Genomic DNA, 19,483 nt, shown 5'->3' with positions numbered 1-19,483 from the left:
GCTGTTATCAATACCTGCTAAACGCGTATTACCGGGTTTCTCTCTGAGTTTAGGGAGTAGCCTGTTATTTACCTGTTTAATTCTACTTCTGCCATTAAGTGCATTGGTTATGCAGCTTAGCCATATGAGCTGGCAGGAGTATTGGCAGGTAGTGACTCATCCTCAGGTGATTGCAGCTTATAAAGTCACATTATTGGCTGCGGCCGTCGCCAGTATTTTTAACGCCTTCTTTGGCATGCTGATGGCGTGGATTTTAACCCGCTACCGTTTCCCGGGCCGCAGTTTGTTAGATGGCCTGATGGATTTACCTTTTGCTTTACCCACTGCGGTTGCCGGATTAACCCTAGCCGGTCTGTTTTCTACCACCGGCTGGTATGGTTCATGGCTGGCGGAGTTTGATATTAAAGTTTCCTTTACCTGGTTAGGCATTGCCGTTGCCATGGCGTTTACCAGCATTCCTTTCGTTGTCAGAACTATCCAACCGGTATTGGAAGAGCTAGGCCCGGAGTATGAAGAAGCCGCCGAAACCTTGGGAGCCAGCCGCTGGCAGAGCTTTCGTTTAGTGGTTTTACCTGAAGTGGGGCCGGCATTGTTAACCGGTACCGTTTTATCTTTTACCCGAAGTCTGGGGGAGTTTGGCGCAGTGATCTTTATTGCCGGTAACATTGCGTGGAAAACCGAAGTGACGTCACTGATGATATTTATTCGCCTGCAAGAGTTTAATTATGCTGCTGCCAGCGCGATTGCCTCGGTCATTTTAGCCGCATCTTTAGTTTTACTGTTTATCGCCAACGTATTGCAGAGTCGATACGGTAAGCGCGTCGGGGGCCATTAATGACGGACTTTACCTATCAACAAGAGATTGGCCAGCGCCAGATTAACTGGGGTAAGTGGGCACTGATTTTTATTGGCGTGGCCTTATCTCTGTTACTGCTGGTGATCCCGATGATCGCCATTTTTGTAACCGCATTCTCTGCCGGCTTTGAAGGGGTAGTCAAAAGTCTGAGCGACCCGGATATGCTGCATGCAGTCTGGCTGACGGTGTTAATCGCGTTTATTACCGTACCGGTTAACTTGGTTTTTGGTACCTTGCTGGCTTGGCTGGTGACGCGCTTTGAGTTTCGTGGTCGTCAGCTACTGCTTACGCTGATTGATATTCCCTTTGCCGTGTCGCCGGTGGTGGCCGGGCTACTGTACCTGCTGTTTTACGGCTCTAACGGTTTAGTCGGCGGCTGGCTGGAATCACACAATATTCAACTGATGTTTTCATGGCAAGGCATGGCATTGGTGACCATTTTTGTCACTTGTCCGTTTGTGGTACGTGAACTGGTGCCGGTGATGATGAGTCAGGGGAGCCAGGAAGATGAAGCGGCGGTGTTATTAGGCGCTTCCGGCTGGCAGATGTTTCGCCGAGTGACCTTACCCAATATTCGCTGGGCGCTGTTATACGGCGTGGTACTGACTAATGCCCGGGCAATCGGTGAGTTCGGGGCCGTGTCGGTGGTCTCTGGTTCCATACGCGGTGAGACCTACACGCTGCCGCTACAGGTTGAGTTGTTGCATCAGGATTACAATACCGCCGCCGCCTTTACCGCAGCAGCGCTGTTAACTTTAATGGCTATCGTGACGCTGTTCTTAAAAAGTACCCTTCAATGGCGTCTGGCCCGCCAGAAAAAACGCAATATTCAGGAGATAAACCATGAGCATTGAGATTAAAGGCATTAATAAATACTTTGACCGTACCAAAGTATTACAGGATATCTCTCTGGATATTACTTCCGGTGAGATGCTGGCTCTGCTCGGTCCTTCTGGTTCCGGTAAAACCACTTTATTGAGAATTATTGCCGGGCTGGAGTATCAAAGTGCCGGCCATCTTAGCTTTAACGGTAAAGATGTTAGCCGCCTTCATGCCCGGGACCGACACGTTGGCTTTGTTTTCCAGCACTATGCTTTATTCCGTCATATGTCGGTATTTGATAATGTAGCTTTCGGCCTGACGGTACTTCCGCGCCGCGAACGGCCGGACGCTGCAGCAATTAAACAAAAAGTAGAGCGTCTGTTGGAGATGGTTCAACTTGCCCATTTGGGGAGTCGTTTTCCATCTCAGCTATCCGGTGGTCAGCGCCAGCGGGTAGCATTAGCGCGCGCACTGGCAGTTGACCCACAAATTTTGTTGCTGGATGAGCCATTTGGCGCACTGGATGCTCAAGTGCGTAAAGAGCTGAGAAGCTGGCTTCGTCAGTTACATGAGGAGCTAAAATTTACCAGCGTATTTGTCACCCACGACCAAGAGGAAGCGATGGAAATTGCCGATCGGGTTGTGGTGATGAGTCAGGGCCGAATTGAGCAGGTTGGTACACCTAATGAAGTGATGCGTGAACCGGAAAGCCGTTTTGTGCTGGAGTTTTTAGGTGAAGTGAATCGTATTCAGGGCGAAGTTAGGGGTTCCCGTTTATGGGTAGGCCAGCATCAATGGCCTTTGGATAGCGCATTGATTTATCAGGGGCCGGTTGAGCTTTATCTGCGCCCTTGGGAAGTTGAATTGAGTTCTCAAGCAACAAGCCGTTGTGTTTTGCCGGTTACCGTTGCAGACAGTATCCCTAAAGGACATTACTGGCAGCTCACATTACAACCTTTAGGTTGGCAAGGTGCGCCGATTAGCGTTACCTTTAGTCATGAGAATGGCGCACCGCCGAAAAGAGGCGATCGTTATTTTATTGGCGGTGAACGTGCGCGGCTATATGCCGGAGAAGAATTGCTACAGCAGTCATTCTCTTATGCCAAAAGCGCTTGAGCGTTTGTTTCAGAATAAAATTTAACATGTATTAGCGTTGGGAATACCAGGTGTCCACATTAGACGATTTTATTGGTAATACACCGTTAGTAAGATTACAGCGGTTGACGACAGGTTTAGACAGCGAAGTTTGGGTTAAGCTGGAAGGTAATAATCCGGCCGGATCGGTAAAAGATCGGGCCGCTTTGTCGATGATTGTTCGGGCAGAACAGCGGGGTGAAATTCAGCCCGGCGATTGCCTGATTGAAGCGACCAGCGGAAATACCGGTATAGCGCTGGCAATGATTGCCGCACTCAAAGGCTATTCCCTGCGTTTGTTGATGCCTGAAAATATGAGTAAAGAGCGTCAGGCGGCCATGCGCGCCTATGGCGCGGAGCTTATATTGGTCAGTCGCGAGCAGGGTATGGAAGGGGCTCGGGATTTGGCGCAGAAAATGGCTGATGAAGGGCAGGGGAAGATTTTGGATCAGTTTAATAATGATGATAATCCTTATGCTCATTTCTCGACTACCGGACCTGAAATCTGGCAGCAAACGGGCGGGAAAATTACGCATTTTGTCTCGAGCATGGGGACGACCGGAACCATTACCGGCGTCAGTCGCTATTTAAAATCCCAAAATGACAGCGTTCAGGTTATCGGACTTCAGCCGGCAGAAGGAAGTAGTATTCCGGGTATTCGTCGTTGGTCTCCAGGCTATTTACCGGGTATTTTTCGTCCGGAGTTAGTTGATACTGTATTAGATATTTCGCAGTCAGATGCAGAAAAAACCATGAAGCAGTTGGCAACGCGCGAAGGCATATTCTGTGGTGTCAGTTCTGGTGGCGCCGTTGCCGGAGCGTTGAGGGTTGCGGCTGAGAATAAGCATGCGGTGGTTGTAACGGTGATATGCGATCGCGGTGATAGGTATTTGTCGACGGGGGTGTTTGATTAATGATGATGTTGAGTGGTAATCATTGGGTTTGAATTCGTCAGGATTATCATATATTTCGTCCGTTAATCGTAATGAGTTTAGCTAAACTACAGTGCACCGGCCGAGCAGATGGGGGGCCGACCCCCTCTTGCATCACCGCGGCCTCGCTACAAATGTAGACCGCAGCTTTGCTGCGGCAACCTCAGTCAGCTAAAAGGTTTAACGCACCGGTACGGATTCGTTCCTGACGAAGCCGTACCTCGCCCCGCATCCATGCGGGCCGTGCTACCTTTTAACTTCCTTCGGCAACATTTGTCATGCTCGAGTTGAAAGGTAACGCTCAAGGTCAAAACAAACGCCTAATCGTTAGCTATTACTCTCTCTCCAGCGCATTTATCGGGTCCATTCTTGCTGCCCGGCGGGCCGGGAAGAAGCCGAATATTACACCGATCAGCGTTGAGCAAGCGAACGCGGCGACGATTGAGGTCACGGAGTAGATCATTGAGAAACTACTGACCAGCTGATCAAACAGGCTGCCAATGGCTAGTGCTAATCCAACGCCTAATGTGCCGCCTAACAGGCAAACCAGAACCGCTTCAATTAAGAACTGCTGCATAATATCGCTTGAGCGGGCGCCGACCGCCATGCGAACGCCAATTTCTCGGGTTCGTTCGGTGACTGAAACCAGCATAATATTCATGACGCCGATACCGCCAACAATCAGGGATATTACGGCTATCATTGAAACCAGCAAGGTCATTGTCGCGGTGGTTTTTTCAATCGTCTGACGGATACTGTCGGTGTTAAGAATAAAGAAGTCCTGTTTACCATGACGCTGGGTCAGAAGTTTAGTCACCCCTTGTTCAGCAACGTTAAGGTCAACATTGTCGTTAATTCGAACGGTAATACTTTTTAGATAAGACTGCCCCAGCATACGGTTCATCACGGTGGTATACGGCAGCCAAACGTTAAGGCTTTCATTGCTGCCAAATCCGCTCTGCTGTTTTTCTACTACTCCAATAATTCGCGCCGGAAGGTTGCCTAATAGGATGACCTGACCGACCGGATTACTTTGCTCACCGAACAGCTTATTACGGGTGTTTTCATCAATTACCGCGTCCTGCGACAGTGAGTTAACGCTGTTGAGATTAAATGACATACCCTGAGCCAGCTTATAGCCCCGCACATCAAAGAATTGTTCACCAACGCCGTTAACCGTTCCGGTTACCGACTGATTATTGACTCGGAAAGTGGTACTGGTAGAGACGCTGGGGGTCACGCTGTGAACATAGCCCTGTTGGCGTAACGCATCGGCATCGCTGGCGCGCAGTGTGTGAATCGTCGAGGCTTTTCGGTCACCAAAATCATTGCCGGGGAAGACCTCCAGCGTACTGGTACCCATCGAACTGATATCCGCTAATATCTTTTGCCGGGAGCCTTCTCCCAGCGCCACCACTGATACCACCGATGCGATACCAATAATAATGCCAAGCATGGTGAGGAACGTACGCAGGCGTTGGGATACCATCGCCAGTAAGGCCATTTTAAACGCATCAACAAAGCGGTCTCGCTGGGCAGAAAATCCATTATTGGTCTTTGTGTGGTGCGAGGAGCCGGGAATACCTTTAGCCGGCGTGGTTGTTTCCTGATCCGGCCGGCTTTGTCGGTCGGCAATAATGTTGCCGTCACTGATCTCAATAATACGTTCAGCATGCTCAGCGATTTGCATATCGTGGGTAACAATGACTACGGTATGGCCCTGACCGTGTAAATCTTTAAGAATTTTTAAGACTTCCTGACCGCTATGCTTATCAAGCGCGCCGGTTGGCTCATCGGCCAGAATAATTTGCCCGCCATTCATCAGCGCTCTGGCAATACTGACCCGCTGCTGCTGGCCTCCGGATAGCTGGCTTGGACGATAGCTGGTGCGGTCACTCAACCCTAAACGGGTTAACAGGGCGACGGCGCGATCTTTACGCTTTTGTCGTTCGGTACCGGCATAGATCGCCGGTACTTCCACGTTACCCGCCGCGGTTAAATCCCCTAACAAATGATAACGCTGGAAGATAAAGCCAAAGTGCTCACGCCGCAGCTCGGCTAAGTCATCGGGCATTAATTGATTAGTTGCCCGACCTGCGATTTTATAAGTGCCGCCGCTGGGTTTATCCAGACAGCCAAGGATATTCATCAGGGTCGATTTGCCGGAGCCTGAGGCTCCGACAATAGCCACCATTTCACCTGCATTGATGGTGAGATTAATCCCTTTTAATACGGTTACGGTTTGCTCTCCCGCCGGGAACTGACGGGTGATATTATCTAACTGAAGTAACGGTTGAGCCATAGGATTACATCCTCATCCGTGGCATACGCGTTGACTGATTCTGGGCACTGCCGCTGGCTTCACTGACGATGACCTTTTCCCCTGCTTTAAGGCCGTCTAATATTTGGACGTCTACATTATTGTTAATGCCGGTTTTTACTTTTCTTTGTGTCACATTGCCGGCCTCATCAACCACCCGAATAGTGGCATTACCCTGGCCATCCATCTGATTTATAGCCGTGGCCGGAATAATGATGGCATCTTTTGCCTGCTCAAGAATGATATACACCTGAGCCGTCATGGATATACGCAGCTTGCCATCCGGGTTATCAACGTCGAACAGGCCGTTGTAATAGATAGCGGTAGTGCTGGATGTTGAGCTGGTTGATGTGGTGGTGTCAGTATTAATGGAGTCAGGAGCTGGTTCAATGGCTCTTAGTTTTGCGCTATAGCGTTTGCCGGGTTCACCTAAAATGGTGAAATAAACCGGCATACCGACTTTAACTTTCGGTACGTCAGCTTCAGAAATCTGAGCCTCGATGGTCATAATATCTAACTGCGCCACCTTGATAATTGTCGGCGCGCTTTGTACGGCGTTAACCGTTTGACCTTCTTCCACCGGAATGGCCACTACCACTCCGTCAATCGGTGAACTGATTTGGGTATAGCCCAAATTGAGTTTAGCGGTATCAACGGCGATCTGGGCCTGAACAATTTGGGCATCCAGCGCCTCAATATCGGCTTTGGTGGAATCTAACACGGCTTTCGCACTATCGTAATCAGCCTGAACGCCGACGCCTTTAGCCAAAATTTGCCGCTGGCGTTCAAAGGCTAGCTGGTTGTTTTTCAGGGTGGCCAGCTTGGAGGTACGCTGAGCCTGAGTGCTTTTTAAACCCGCTTCGGCATCTTTGAGATTATTTTGCTGGGTTAAGTCATCAATTTCTGCAATAGCCTGACCTTTAACCACTTTATCGCCCAGTTCTACATGCAGAGCTTTGATTTGTCCGGAGACTTGAGCACCGACATTAACCTGTTTTAATGCTTTAATAGAGCCATCGGCCAGAACGGTTTGTTCAACGTCGGCTTTAATCGCCAGCGCCGTGATAAAGTTAGGTTTTTCCGTTGCGGAAAAAAAGAATACTTTTATCAGCAACCCGGCAATCAGTATACCTGCGAGGATCAGCACATAACGTAGCTTGGATGATCGTATTTGCATAAGCCTAAATAGCCCCTAAAAAAGCGAAAGATAAATATAACCGTCATACTTCGAGCTGCATCTTTGTTGGCTGCGCTCGCTCACTCGAATCACTTACTCATGTAAGCTCATCGAGAGTTGCTCTCTTGCCGTCTCGATGCAGCTAGAATTATTTTGGTTATATAAAAAATATAGAGAAAAAGTATCTCTTAATGATTACGCGTTAATGTACAACGAGTTTAGGGTCAATGACGTAAACTCATCTTAAGGAAAGTGTAAGGTTTAGGTAAAAATGGCTGCATCCTGATGCAGAAGGCGTGAGAATGAGCGAAAACATATTATAAGCATGATATTGCGGAGATTGGCATGAAAATTCTTCTGGTCGATGATGACGTTGAGTTAGGCAGTATGCTGCGGGAATATCTGGAAGCCGAAGGCTTTTCAGCCACGGTAGCATTAACCGGGACCGCAGGCGTAGCCGGTGCCCTGTCGGGTGAGTATGCTGCGATGATTTTAGACATCATGTTACCGGATATGAGCGGTATCGATGTGTTGAGTAAAGTCCGGAAACAAAGCCGTTTGCCGATTATTATGCTAACGGCAAAAGGGGACAATATCGACAGGGTCATCGGGCTGGAAATGGGGGCGGATGATTACGTGCCTAAGCCTTGCTATCCGCGCGAATTAGTTGCCCGCCTGCGGGCGGTATTACGCCGTTTTGAAGAGCATGTTGAACCTCAGGACAGCATGATTATTGCACTGGGAGACTTACGGTTAGATGCTTCTCAGCGCATCAGTGAGTGGAAAGGTGAAGCCTTTGAACTGACGGCCTCAGAATTCAATCTATTGATGTTATTGATGAAAGAGAGAAATAGAGTGGTGTCGAAAGACGAGCTGTCACTACAGGGTCTTGGTCGACCGAGAGAAGCCTACGATCGCAGCGTGGATGTTCATATCAGCAATATCCGACAAAAGCTGAGTCAAATTGCCGGTGATACGCTGTCAATCGAGACTGTCCGCAGTATTGGTTATCGAATCAGGTAAGGGATTATGCGACGTAGCCTTTTTTGGAAGATATTAATTGGATTTTGGATTACTTATATTGCCATTACTCAGTCGGTATGGATGGTGTTTTCCTATTATGCCAGTCAGAAAGAGCCGTTTGAAAATCGAATCGCTAACCGAATTGTTGCGCTACAGTTTAATTCTGCGGTATCCGTTTTGGAGACTGAAGGTCTCAGCGGATTAAATCGCATGGTAGATAAGTGGCCGGAAAGCGATCAGCGCAACGTCTCGGTTATGCTGCTGAAAGGGCCGTTGTCTGCAGTCTCTGAGCGCCAATCACTGATTCCGTTAACCGATGATATCAAAGTGGAACTGGTTAAAGGCGGGGACGGTAAAAGCTATTTACTCAAGTATGACGTTGAAGCCCTACGCAAAGAGTATCGTCCGAAACGTTCCGGAAGAATATTGCTTAGCTTGCCTAATCCGCTGGTAATTTTAGGCGCGATTGGTGGCTTTCTCTTTAGTGCTGTTCTGGCATGGCATTTAACCAAACCGATGCGCCAACTTCGATCCGGTTTTGATCGGGTATCTCAAGGCGATCTTGAAGTGAGACTCTATCCTCTGATGGGCAAACGGCGCGATGAACTTAGCGATATGGCGCGTGATTTTGACTCTATGGTAGAGCGCCTGAAGCTATTAGTCGGCGCTCGGGAGCAACTTCTGCACGATGTTTCCCATGAACTTCGTTCGCCTTTAGCCCGGCTACAGTTGGCCATTGGCTTGGCCAGACAGAACCCTCAAAACGTAGATAATGCGCTTGAACGGATAGAACAGGAGTCAGTCCGGTTAGATAAAATGATCGGTGAACTTCTGACTTTATCCAGAACGGATGCCGCCGGTATCTCTGATGAAGAGTACTTTGACCTCTATGGTTTAGTGGATGCAGTTGTAAGCGATGTGCGTTACGAAGCTCAAATTCCCGGTGTGAATATTGAGCTTGAGGCGGATGAGCAGATCCAGTCTGAATCGACAGTCAGGGGTAATTCTGAACTGATGCGCAGGGCGGTTGAGAATATCGTTCGTAATGCTTTGCGCTTCTCCAGTACCGGGCAACTGATTAAAGTGATTCTGACTCAGGTCGAGAATGAGTTTGTTATTCAGGTCAGGGATCAAGGACCGGGAGTGGATGAGGATAAGCTGTCCAGCATTTTCGACCCGTTTGTCAGAGTTAAATCAGCCTTGTCAGGCAAAGGCTATGGTCTTGGGTTGGCGATTGCCCGTAAAGTTGTCAATGCACACGGGGGCTCGATTGAGGCCCATAATGGTGATACCCAAGGGCTGATTATCAATATTCACGTGCCCAAGTGGGATAGCTGATAAAGCGAAAACCGGATTGTGTGAGCAATCCGGTTTCAGATGGCTGACAAAGTGGTTAATTTGATTTCATCGCAAATTTCGTCCGCATAATTAGCATCGGAATATTGATTTTTTTTAGCGGCCGAGGGGTGACGTTTTTTGGTGTATCGGGCTACGGGCCAGCACCAGCGCTGTTCAAATTTGTTCCTGACAAATTTGTCGGTGGCTCACGCCACTACGACCCCAACGGTGGCCTCTCCCTCCGATTGGCTATTTTTAAGACCAATAATTTAATTTTGGGGTTTATCATCAGTTTGAAAGCGGATTGTTGCGAGCAATCCGCTTTCTTCTTTGGACTTAGCGTTTGATTGCGCTAACGTCTGTTTTTCCGGGGAATCTTTTGCGTATCAGAACAAAGAATACCGGCACAAAGAAGATAGCCAGTATCGTTCCTGACACCATCCCGCCTAATACCCCGGTACCTACCGCATGCTGGCTGCCAGACCCGGCGCCTTGGCCAATCGCCATTGGCAGCACGCCAAATATAAAGGCCAGTGAGGTCATCAAAATGGGGCGCAGACGTAAGCGACAGGCTTCAAGGGTCGCATGGACTAAATCTTTACCTGAACGATGAAGTTCATTGGCAAATTCGACAATCAGAATCGCATTTTTAGCTGACAGGCCGATGATCGTTAACAGACCTACCTGAAAATAGACGTCGTTTTCCAGCCCGCGCATCCATGTTGCACATACTGCACCTAACACGCCGAGTGGAACGACCAACATCACAGAAAAAGGTATAGACCAGCTTTCATATAGTGCTGCCAGACAGAGGAACACCACCAGTAACGAGATGGCATAAAGTGCCGGGGCCTGTTCGCCAGATAAACGTTCCTGATAGGACATACCGGTCCATTCCAGACCGATACCCATAGGCAGCTCTTTAACCAGCTTTTCCATGATATCCATGGCAGTACCGGTACTGATGCCCGACGCAGCCTCTCCGACAATTTCCACTGCTGAACTGCCGTTATAGCGCTCTAAGCGCGGTGAACCATAGTTCCATTCGGTAGTGGTAAAGGCAGATAGAGGAACCATACCGCCCTGATTATTATTCACATACCAACGGTTAATATCATCCGGCTGCATACGGTAAGGGGCATCACCCTGGACATAAACTTTTTTTACCCGCCCGCGATCGAGGAAGTCATTGACGTAAGACGAGCCCCAGGCGGTTTTTAATAAATCATTAATATCATCAATCTCTACGCCCAGTGACTGAGCTTTGCGCTGATCGATATTAACCTGTAGCTGCGGGCTGTCATCTAAACCATTATGACGCACTCTGGTGAGCCTTGGGTCTTTGGCCGCAGCGGCTAATAGCGTGTCTCGGGCCTGCATTAGAGCTTCATGACCTACGCCTGCGTGGTCTTCCAACTCCATATCAAAACCGGCAGAATTTCCGAGGCCGGAAATTGCCGGAGGACTGCTGGCAAATACTCGGGCTTCTTTAATTTGGCTAAAGGCTCGGGTAGCCCGTTCAATAATGGCAAATGAAGTGTCTTCTGGGTTGGTTCGTTCACTCCAGTCGCGAAGGCGAACAAACATTCGGGCTACGTTTTGCCCGTTACCTCCGGGGCCAGAACCCACGGTGGAGAACACGGATTTAACGTTTTTACCTTCTTTCTGTAGCAGATACTGTTCAACGCTCTGGACGACTTTAAAGGTTTGTTGCTGGGTTGAGCCCACCGGTAATTGAATTTGGGTCATAAACACCCCCCGATCTTCAAGAGGAAGAAACGAGGTCGGTAGGCGGGTAAACATCAGGCCCAAGCCGACAATAATTAGCAGGTAAACTAACATTGTGCGCCCTTTGTGATGAATGACCTTAGAGACACCTTTTTCATAACGCCGGGCGTTACGCGCAAACATGCGGTTGAACCAGCCGAAAAAGCCGCGCTGAGTATGGACTTCACCTTTTCGAATGGGTTTTAGCATTGTTGCACAGAGTGCCGGAGTCAGTACTAGCGCGACTAAAACAGACAACACCATGGCTGAGACAATGGTGACGGAAAACTGTCGGTATATCGCACCGGTCGTTCCGCCAAAGAACGCCATAGGAACGAACACTGCGGATAAAACCAACGTAATACCCACCAGCGCACTCTGGATTTGCCCCATAGACTTTCGGGTAGCATCTCGTGGTGAAAGGCCTTCCTCCGCCATAACGCGTTCGACGTTTTCTACCACCACAATGGCATCGTCAACTAATAATCCGATCGCTAATACCATGGCAAACATGGTGAGAGTATTGATACTAAAGCCGAACATGTACAACACGGCATAAGTACCAAGCAGCACGATAGGTACGGCAATTGTCGGGATTAGCGTGGCGCGGAAGTTTTGTAAAAACAGATACATAACTAAAAAGACCAGGAAGATAGCCTCCATCAGGGTCTTTACCACATCTTTAATTGAAGCCTGCACAAAGGGGGTTGTTTCATAGGCATATTCAACTTTTAGTCCCGGTGGAAAATATTGTTCCAGCTCGGCCAGTTTTGCCTTAACCAATTTATCTGTAGCTAACTCATTGGCACCGGAAGCCAGTTTTATACCCATTCCGGAAGCCGGCATACCATTATAGCGGCTGATGTAATCGTATTTCTCTGACCCCAATTCAATGGTAGATACATCACCAAGGGTGACGACAGAACCATCCTGATTTACTCGTAGAGTAATCTCGCGAAATTGTTCCGGGGTTTGTAATTGAGCCTGCGCATTCATGGTGGCATTCAGCGCCTGGCCGGGCACGGAAGGCGTCCCGCCGACTTGCCCTACGGCAATCTGGCTATTTTGCGATTTAATAGCATTCACTACGTTTTTGGTGGTGAGATTAAAGCTGGTCAGCTTGTCTGGGTTTAACCAGATACGCATTGCATATTGTGAACCATAGGAATCTACACTACCGACTCCGTCTATTCGACTTATCGGATCTTGTAAGTTACTGGCAACGTAGTCTGAGATATCTTGCCGGGTCATGGAGTTATCGGTCGACACGAAAGCAACGGTCATCAAGCTATTATCGCCAGATTTTGAAACGGTTACGCCTTGCTGCTGAACGTCCTGAGGTAATTTTCTGATTGCGCCCTGTAATTGATTTTGCACCTGCTGCATCGCTTCATTCGGATTAGTTCCGGCTTTGAAAGTGAGAGTGATAGATGCACTGCCCGTGTTACTGCTTTGGGATGACATGTACTGCAGGTTATCCAGACCGGTCATATTCTGTTCTATGGTCTGAGTGACGGTATTTTCCAGCGTTTGAGCAGATGCTCCCGGGTAATTGGCCGAGATACGAACGGTCGGGGGAACAAGATTAGGATATTGCTCAATAGGTAATGAACTGATGGCAAGCAGGCCAGTAAGACTGATAATGATGGCAATAACCCAGGCAAAAATAGGGCGATCGATAAAAAAACTAGCCATGGGTAGCAACCTTCATAACGCTCTCTTTTTATTTTAATGTCTGCTGCTACATAGCAGGACAGCGAAACAGAGTAAAAATCGTAATCTACTTTAACTCGCGACTGTGAAGAAAAAATGGAGATCATGTAAAAAAACATCAGCCCGAGAAAAATAGCTCAACTGAATGAAATCAGAAAAGAAAAAGTGTGTCGATTAAGTAAAAAGAGACTTAAGTCTGACCCGGTTATAAGCTTAACTCAGACAGGGCAGCGTGGGGATAGGGGAATTAAAATAAATATGCCGACCGGTGACGCCGATCGGCATTGAATAACTATTTATACTGTCATACTTCAAGCCGCATCTTTATTGGCTACGTTCGTTCACCCGACAAATCTGCTGTAAGTAGATTTGAACGCTGCTGGCAGCGGCCCCGAAGGGGTTAGGCCCATTAATGGGCCTAATAATCACTTACCTGAGTAAACTCATCGGAACTCTCTCTTGCCGTCTCGATGCAACTCGAACTATTTTGGCTATAGCTGCTTTTAAGCAAACAATAACTATTTCTTGATACGAATAACCGGTGTTTCACCGACAACAACCGTGCCGCTAAGCTTAATCAGTTCTTTGATTTCATCCATATTGGAGATCACTACGGGCGTTAGCGTTGATTTAGCTTTTTCTTCCAGCAGGGCCAGATCAAATTCAATCACTAAATCACCTTTCTTAACGTGTTGGCCTTCTTCTGCAATACGCTTGAAGCCTTCGCCTTTGAGTTCAACGGTATCAATACCGAAGTGAACAAATAATTCAATACCGCTATCAGACTCAATAGAGAATGCGTGATTGGTTTCAAAAATCTTACCGATAGTTCCATCTACAGGGGCAACCATTTTGTTACCAGTAGGTTTAATCGCAATACCATCGCCAACGATTTTTTCAGCAAACACAACATCAGGTACGTCTTCGATGTTGACAATTTCACCGGACAGCGGAGCAACAATCTCAATGCTGCCTGCGTCTTTTTTATCATCAGAAACGAGTTGTTTCAGCTTATCGAACAGACCCATGACTTTCTCCTCAGCAGTAATGTTTTAAGCGGTGTGCCGTTATTATTTTATCTACCCATAATCGTTGGAGTTGCGATTGTATTGACTGCAACTCCAATGACGTAGGGATAACTAGCAGAGCGTTTTTTCTTCGATGAATTTATTAACAATGTCTAATACCTCTTGTGCCGTTGGCTGTGCTAATGCACTCTCCGCCAGCGCTTTTACATCAGAGAAATTCGCGTTGCGAATGATTTTCTTGATGCGAGGAATAGCAATTGCGCTCATGCTAAATTCATCCAGGCCCATACCGAGCAGCAATAAAGTTGCACGTTCATCACCGGCTAATTCACCACACATCCCAGTCCATTTGCCTTCTTTATGAGAAGCATCAATAACCTGTTTTATCAGGGTTAAAACGGACGGAGATAATGGATTATAGAGATGAGAAATCAACTCATTGCCACGATCTACTGCTAGAGTATACTGGGTTAAGTCATTTGTCCCAATACTAAAGAAATCAACTTCCTTCGCCAGATGGTGTGCAATGGTGGCCGCAGCAGGTGTTTCTACCATTACTCCCACTTCGATGGCTTCATCAAAAGTGATATTCTCTTCTCTTAGCTGCGTTTTCAACATTTCCAACTCAGTTTTCAGTAATCTAACTTCTTCTACTGAAATGATCATTGGGAACATGATTCTTAGCTTACCGAAGGCGGATGCGCGCAAAATGGCCCGCAGTTGAGCGTGAAGAATTTCTTTACGGTCAAGACAAATACGAATTGCACGCCAGCCAAGGAATGGGTTTTCTTCTTTAGGAAGGTTCATATACGGCAGGTCTTTATCACCACCGATATCCATGGTCCGTAATATAACCGCTTGCTCTCCCATGGCTTCAACAACCGCTTTATATGCCTGGAATTGCTCTTCTTCAGTAGGGAATGACTCACGGTCCATAAACAGGAATTCTGTACGGTATAAACCAACGCCTTCCGCACCGTTACGTTCTGCTCCGGGTACATCACGAACTGTTCCGATATTGGCACAAACTTCTACCTGATGACCATCAAGGGTAATTGCAGGCAGATCTTTTAGCTTGGCTAATTCATTTTTATCACTGATGTATTGGCTTTGAGCTACTTTAGATTGCTCAATCACTTCAACAGATGGATTAACGTGAACTTTATTATTCACACAATCCAGAATCAGGAAGTCACCATTTTTTACTTGCTTAGTGACATCGTTGGTACCAACGATTGCCGGAATCTCCAGCGATCGGGCCATAATGGATGTATGGGAAGTGCGGCCGCCTAAATCGGTAATAAAGCCAAGAACTTTATCCAGATTCAACTGTGCGGTTTCTGACGGCGTCAGGTCGGTAGCAACCAGAATAACTTCATCTTTAATTGCACCGAGATCGACAATAGACATGCCGAGAATATTTTGTAGTAAACGTCTACCGATATCACGGATATCGGCAGCACGCTCTTTTAAATATTCATCTTCAAGGCTTTCAAGCTCGATGGCTTGGGCTTCGAACACTGCATGAACAGCGGCATCAGCCGTCTCTTGCTTAGTTTTAATTCGACTTATGATTTCCTGCTCGAGGTCTTCATCCTCTAACAGCATGATATGGCCTTCAAAGATCGCAGCTTTTTCTTCGCCGAACGTCTCACTCGCTTTAGCCATAATGGCGTTGAGTTGTTCACTGGCCTTATCGCGGCCGGTCTTGAAGCGGGCAATTTCCTGCTCGGTATTATCGCTGGAAATCTTTTTGTTATTAATGACGATGGGTTCGTCTTTTAATATCAAAGCCTTACCAAATGCGATGCCTGGAGATACTAAAATGCCTGAAATCATAAGCCTACCTTTAATTTAAAACTAAAACGGGTGTTGAAATGTCGTAAAGGGCTTATTCAAGTTCCGCCATTAATTTGACCAGATGTTCAACGGCCTGTTGCTCATCTTCACCTTCCGCTGAAATAGTCACTACGGTGCCTTGAGTCAGGCCAAGAGTTTGTAATTTAAACAGGCTTTTAGCGCTAGAGCTCTTACCATTAGAAGTCACAGTAATGTCAGAAACGAATGCTTTAGCTTCTTTTACAAATTGTGCAGCAGGGCGGGTATGAAGGCCGTTTGGTGCAGTTACGGTTATATCTTGCTGAAACATAGTGATCCTCAACTTAGTTGGATTAATGTTCTTGGCGTTAACACTTAAGTTTAGCCTAAATTTAACTAACATCGCTTTTGTTATTGGGTAAAAAAGCCATGCTAATGTGGGATGCGCTGGGTAGTCAAAACGGGTAATAAACCGCACGTATGCTGGCTTGCTACCTGTTAAAAACAGAACTTCTTTTACCTACGCTATTATATCTACTCCTTTTTAGCAAGAACCTAAAAAGGCTGAGTAGTGATTTAATTCGAGCATCGAAAAAAAGTAGTAGCTTGATACTAGTAGTCAGTCAATAAATCAAATTTTTTTAGCAAAAAGCGAGAGCTGACGCACAAAAAATACCCATGTAGCACCGTTTGCGAATCTCAAGAAGCGGCAATCCTGTGCAGCCATTTTAATATTAGCAGCTATATAAAATTGAAATGAAAAAGGCCCAGAAAAGGGCCTTTTAGTGGGTGGGCAATTGTTACTATTGTTGCAGCTCTTTTTCCGTAAATATATCGGCAAACAGCGGGGTACTTAAATAGCGTTCCCCTGATGATGGCAATATGACAACAATATTCTTGTCTGCAAACTCAGGCAGCTCAATTAGTCGAAGAGCTGCTGCAACGGCTGCACCGGATGAGATACCGGCCAAAATACCTTCTTCTTCCATTAAACGACGCGCGGTTGAAATAGATTCTTCATTGCTAATCTTCTCGACGCGGTCAATCAGGCTTAAATCTAAGTTACCCGGGATAAAACCAGCACCAATGCCCTGAATCTTATGCGGGCCCGGTTTTAATTCTTCACCGGCTAAAGCCTGACTGATAACCGGTGAATCCGTTGGCTCGACGGCAACGCTGATAATCTTTTTACCTTTGGTATTTTTAATGTAGCGGCTAACTCCGGTCAGCGTTCCGCCAGTACCTACGCCAGCAATAAACACGTCGACAGCACCGTCAGTATCTTGCCAGATTTCCGGGCCGGTCGTTTTTTCATGAATTTCAGGGTTTGCCGGATTATTAAATTGCTGGAGTAATAAATAATGAGCAGGATCTGAAGCAACGATTTCTTCTGCTTTAGCTATCGCCCCTTTCATCCCTTTAGCGGCTTCGGTTAAAACCAAATTAGCACCAAGGGCTTTAAGTAATTTACGGCGTTCCAGACTCATAGATTCAGGCATGGTCAGGGTTAGTTTATAACCACGCGCAGCGGCTACATAAGCTAAAGCAATACCGGTGTTACCACTGGTCGGTTCAACCAGCTCAACGCCCTGTTTCAATAAACCACGCTTCTCAGCATCCCAAATCATATTGGCACCAATACGGCACTTAACGCTGAAGCTAGGATTACGCGACTCAATTTTGGCCAGAATTTTGCCATTTCCGATACGGTTCAGACGTACTAATGGGGTGTGGCCAATAGTCTGTGAGTTGTCTTCATAAATCTTAGTCATGGTCTATCCTTTTAATCTTATGAATTATTTAGGGAACCTATACAGCATAACGTCTAAATCTGAACTGTGAAGGAAGGAATAGATATATCGATATGTAATTAAGGAATAAGTTTTTATCACCGTACAAAATCATGGCGTTGTACTCAGAAGGTGCCTATGTACCAACGCTTATGGAGGAATCTACGGAAGAAACAGTAAATATAAGAATAATTGCTGTGTGATAAGTAAACAAACCATATTGTAAGAATATTGTTCATTTATGGATATATAGCACTGTGTTTAATTTGTGTTTGATTAAAAATCAAATGGTTATGGTTTTTTCATCACACTACTTGTGTGGCACTTTACTTGCGATTGAGTGTTAAGTGGGTATAATCAGCCGCAACAAGAAAGTCACATAAAACTGGTTTAAGGACGAATAATAACTAGCCTTATTTATGCCAGTGGCTTTGCTATATCATTCTATACAGTGCCTTTAGGAGCCGTAACCTAAGGGCGGTAGCATGCCTGAAAAGCAAATAAAGAATTTATTCTTCAAGTAAATACATTATATTTCAACCAATTGGAATGGCAATGAGCGACAAAAATCAACCGCAGCAACCACCACAGTCACAACAACCACCTATCGCTGGTTACTATCCTTACCCCATGTTTCAAGCCCCTAAAAACGATGAGATTGATTTATTTGACCTTATCGCACAGCTATGGAAGAAAAAGCACTGGATTATTGGTTGTATGTTGATCACCACGCTTCTCGCCGCGGTATATGCGTTTACCGCCAAAGAGCAGTGGACTGCCACGGCGGTGGTTGATGCGCCGAGTTTTGAAACGATGGATAACTATTATCAGGGTTACCGGTTGTTGGAGGGTAACGTTGAGAAACCAACATCATCAGAAGAGGTTGCCGATAAATTGTTTAAGCAATTTATCTCGCTGGCCGGTTCTTATAATGAGTTAAGTAAGTTTGTTAGTGGCAGTGATTACTTTAAAAAGTTAGCTGAAGGAAAAGATGAGCAAAGCAGGGCTAGATTGCTTAATGATATTATTGATAATGTAAAGCTAACTAAAGAGAAAGATAGCTCGATCTATTCTTTAAGTTTCCCCGCAGCTACTGCGATTGAAGCTAAAAATCTGTTAGAAAAATACGTTAGTGTGGTTAATAGTAATATTAGCAAAACTCAGTATGCTCAATTAACGACTCAAATCGAAAATAAAAAGCAAACATTAAAAAATCAAATGGATGCTATTAAAAATATAGCTGAAGAGCAGCGGTTGGAAGAAATTCAAAACATAAAGATGGCTCTTACGGTAGCTGAAAAAACAAATATTCAGAAACCTGAGATTACCAGTTTAACTAAGTTAGATAATAATAGCCTATTTTTACTTGGTAAAGATGCGCTTAGTGCTATGTCTCAAGGTATTGAGAAGCAGCCTTTGGTTATGAGTGATGATTACTATGATTTGCAGCGGCAGTGGATTAACTTGAATAATTTCAAGGTTGATAGAGCTGATGCTAAAGGGTTTAGTTATTTAAAGAGCCCGATGGAGCCAATAGATAGAGATAAACCTAGAAATGGGCTGATTTTAGTGTTGGGGTGCTTAGTGGGATTGATTATCGGAACCTGCTTCATTCTGATTAATAATGTTTTAGTCAGTTATCGCATAAAAACTAACGTATGATTTAGTGTATTTGAAATTTTCCATATAGGATTTCAAGTGTATATCAGATGAACTGAATTTTTATAAATTAAGTAATATTAATTTGGCCTTTTTTATAAAGTGT

Annotated in this window: 14 protein-coding genes and 1 pseudogene; 8 read left to right on the top strand and 7 right to left on the bottom strand. The window is 46.1% G+C overall.

Going from position 1 to position 19,483, the window contains the following annotated elements:
* Window position 1 precedes the first annotated feature (1 nt).
* The 4 genes from cysT to cysM are packed head-to-tail and all read left to right on the top strand — an operon-like array spanning window position 2 to window position 3,726.
* Window positions 2–835 carry a sulfate/thiosulfate ABC transporter permease CysT gene (gene cysT, locus YWE_RS0124205; protein ID WP_029096756.1) on the top strand — a complete coding sequence of 278 codons (834 nt, stop codon included), beginning with the start codon at window positions 2–4 and terminating at the stop codon, window positions 833–835.
* Window positions 835–1,710, top strand: coding sequence for a sulfate/thiosulfate ABC transporter permease CysW (gene cysW, locus YWE_RS0124200; protein ID WP_029096755.1), 876 nt, complete (start codon window positions 835–837; stop codon window positions 1,708–1,710). Before cysT ends, cysW begins: the two co-directional genes overlap by 1 nt.
* Complete coding sequence (gene cysA, locus YWE_RS0124195; RefSeq protein WP_029096754.1) at window positions 1,700–2,794, top strand: sulfate/thiosulfate ABC transporter ATP-binding protein CysA; 1,095 nt, start codon at window positions 1,700–1,702, stop codon at window positions 2,792–2,794. The genes cysW and cysA overlap by 11 nt, the downstream gene beginning before the upstream one ends.
* A 50-nt stretch (window positions 2,795–2,844) precedes the next feature.
* Entirely contained in the window at window positions 2,845–3,726 is an 882-nt protein-coding gene (cysM, locus tag YWE_RS0124190) for a cysteine synthase CysM (RefSeq protein ID WP_029096753.1), read from the top strand.
* A 352-nt stretch (window positions 3,727–4,078) separates the two neighbouring features.
* Here cysM and YWE_RS0124185 read toward each other — a convergent pair whose 3' ends face one another.
* Together YWE_RS0124185 and YWE_RS0124180 are read right to left on the bottom strand one after the other, a co-directional pair.
* A complete protein-coding gene (locus YWE_RS0124185) occupies window positions 4,079–6,046 on the bottom strand; it encodes a MacB family efflux pump subunit (protein ID WP_029096752.1) in 1,968 nt (655 codons plus the stop codon).
* 4 nt (window positions 6,047–6,050) lie between these two features.
* Window positions 6,051–7,241: an efflux RND transporter periplasmic adaptor subunit gene (locus YWE_RS0124180; RefSeq protein ID WP_036017064.1), complete on the bottom strand. Its 1,191-nt coding sequence runs from the start codon at window positions 7,239–7,241 to the stop codon at window positions 6,051–6,053.
* Window positions 7,242–7,262: 21 nt separating this feature from the next.
* Here YWE_RS0124180 and YWE_RS32200 point away from each other — a divergent pair.
* The 3 genes and pseudogenes from YWE_RS32200 to YWE_RS0124170 form a co-directional block, all read left to right on the top strand.
* Window positions 7,263–7,346: pseudogene (locus YWE_RS32200) on the top strand (hypothetical protein); the annotation flags it as partial.
* Window positions 7,347–7,586: 240 nt separating this feature from the next.
* Window positions 7,587–8,264: a response regulator transcription factor gene (locus tag YWE_RS0124175; RefSeq protein ID WP_029096750.1), complete on the top strand. Its 678-nt coding sequence runs from the start codon at window positions 7,587–7,589 to the stop codon at window positions 8,262–8,264.
* A 6-nt stretch (window positions 8,265–8,270) separates the two neighbouring features.
* Window positions 8,271–9,602, top strand: coding sequence for an ATP-binding protein (locus YWE_RS0124170; RefSeq protein ID WP_029096749.1), 1,332 nt, complete (start codon window positions 8,271–8,273; stop codon window positions 9,600–9,602).
* Window positions 9,603–9,938: 336 nt separating this feature from the next.
* Here YWE_RS0124170 and acrD read toward each other — a convergent pair whose 3' ends face one another.
* From acrD to cysK, 5 genes are all read right to left on the bottom strand, one after another.
* On the bottom strand, window positions 9,939–13,064 hold the full coding sequence (gene acrD / locus YWE_RS0124165; RefSeq protein ID WP_029096748.1) for a multidrug efflux RND transporter permease AcrD: 3,126 nt from the start codon (window positions 13,062–13,064) through the stop codon (window positions 9,939–9,941).
* A gap of 536 nt (window positions 13,065–13,600) precedes the next feature.
* The gene (crr, locus tag YWE_RS0124160; protein ID WP_029096747.1) at window positions 13,601–14,110 is read right to left on the bottom strand and encodes a PTS glucose transporter subunit IIA; all 510 of its coding nucleotides are present in this window, start codon (window positions 14,108–14,110) and stop codon (window positions 13,601–13,603) included.
* 111 nt (window positions 14,111–14,221) lie between these two features.
* The gene (ptsI, locus tag YWE_RS0124155) at window positions 14,222–15,949 is read right to left on the bottom strand and encodes a phosphoenolpyruvate-protein phosphotransferase PtsI (protein ID WP_029096746.1); all 1,728 of its coding nucleotides are present in this window, start codon (window positions 15,947–15,949) and stop codon (window positions 14,222–14,224) included.
* Window positions 15,950–16,001: 52 nt separating this feature from the next.
* Complete coding sequence (gene ptsH, locus YWE_RS0124150; protein ID WP_029096745.1) at window positions 16,002–16,259, bottom strand: phosphocarrier protein Hpr; 258 nt, start codon at window positions 16,257–16,259, stop codon at window positions 16,002–16,004.
* 472 nt (window positions 16,260–16,731) lie between these two features.
* Window positions 16,732–17,700: a cysteine synthase A gene (cysK, locus tag YWE_RS0124145; protein ID WP_029096744.1), complete on the bottom strand. Its 969-nt coding sequence runs from the start codon at window positions 17,698–17,700 to the stop codon at window positions 16,732–16,734.
* A 573-nt stretch (window positions 17,701–18,273) separates the two neighbouring features.
* Here cysK and YWE_RS0124140 point away from each other — a divergent pair.
* On the top strand, window positions 18,274–19,380 hold the full coding sequence (locus YWE_RS0124140; RefSeq protein WP_029096743.1) for an LPS O-antigen chain length determinant protein WzzB: 1,107 nt from the start codon (window positions 18,274–18,276) through the stop codon (window positions 19,378–19,380).
* The last annotated feature ends 103 nt before the right edge of the window (window positions 19,381–19,483 follow it).

This window comes from Budvicia aquatica DSM 5075 = ATCC 35567, from assembly GCF_000427805.1.
GTDB classification, from domain to species: domain Bacteria; phylum Pseudomonadota; class Gammaproteobacteria; order Enterobacterales; family Enterobacteriaceae; genus Budvicia; species Budvicia aquatica.
The sequence above is the reverse complement of the archived record's forward strand: the minus strand, read 5'-3'. Positions and strand labels throughout refer to the sequence as shown.

Bases quoted from the DNA above. Each gene is read 5' to 3' on its own strand.
- cysW (WP_029096755.1), top strand. From the start codon at position 835: ATGACGGACTTTACCTATCAACAAGAGATTGGCCAGCGCCAGATTAAC.
- cysA (WP_029096754.1), top strand. From the start codon at position 1,700: ATGAGCATTGAGATTAAAGGCATTAATAAATACTTTGACCGTACCAAA.
- YWE_RS0124185 (WP_029096752.1), bottom strand. From the start codon at position 6,046: ATGGCTCAACCGTTACTTCAGTTAGATAATATCACCCGTCAGTTCCCG.
- YWE_RS0124180 (WP_036017064.1), bottom strand. From the start codon at position 7,241: ATGCAAATACGATCATCCAAGCTACGTTATGTGCTGATCCTCGCAGGT.
- YWE_RS0124175 (WP_029096750.1), top strand. From the start codon at position 7,587: ATGAAAATTCTTCTGGTCGATGATGACGTTGAGTTAGGCAGTATGCTG.
- YWE_RS0124170 (WP_029096749.1), top strand. From the start codon at position 8,271: ATGCGACGTAGCCTTTTTTGGAAGATATTAATTGGATTTTGGATTACT.
- acrD (WP_029096748.1), bottom strand. From the start codon at position 13,064: ATGGCTAGTTTTTTTATCGATCGCCCTATTTTTGCCTGGGTTATTGCC.
- crr (WP_029096747.1), bottom strand. From the start codon at position 14,110: ATGGGTCTGTTCGATAAGCTGAAACAACTCGTTTCTGATGATAAAAAA.
- ptsI (WP_029096746.1), bottom strand. From the start codon at position 15,949: ATGATTTCAGGCATTTTAGTATCTCCAGGCATCGCATTTGGTAAGGCT.
- ptsH (WP_029096745.1), bottom strand. From the start codon at position 16,259: ATGTTTCAGCAAGATATAACCGTAACTGCACCAAACGGCCTTCATACC.
- cysK (WP_029096744.1), bottom strand. From the start codon at position 17,700: ATGACTAAGATTTATGAAGACAACTCACAGACTATTGGCCACACCCCA.
- YWE_RS0124140 (WP_029096743.1), top strand. From the start codon at position 18,274: ATGAGCGACAAAAATCAACCGCAGCAACCACCACAGTCACAACAACCA.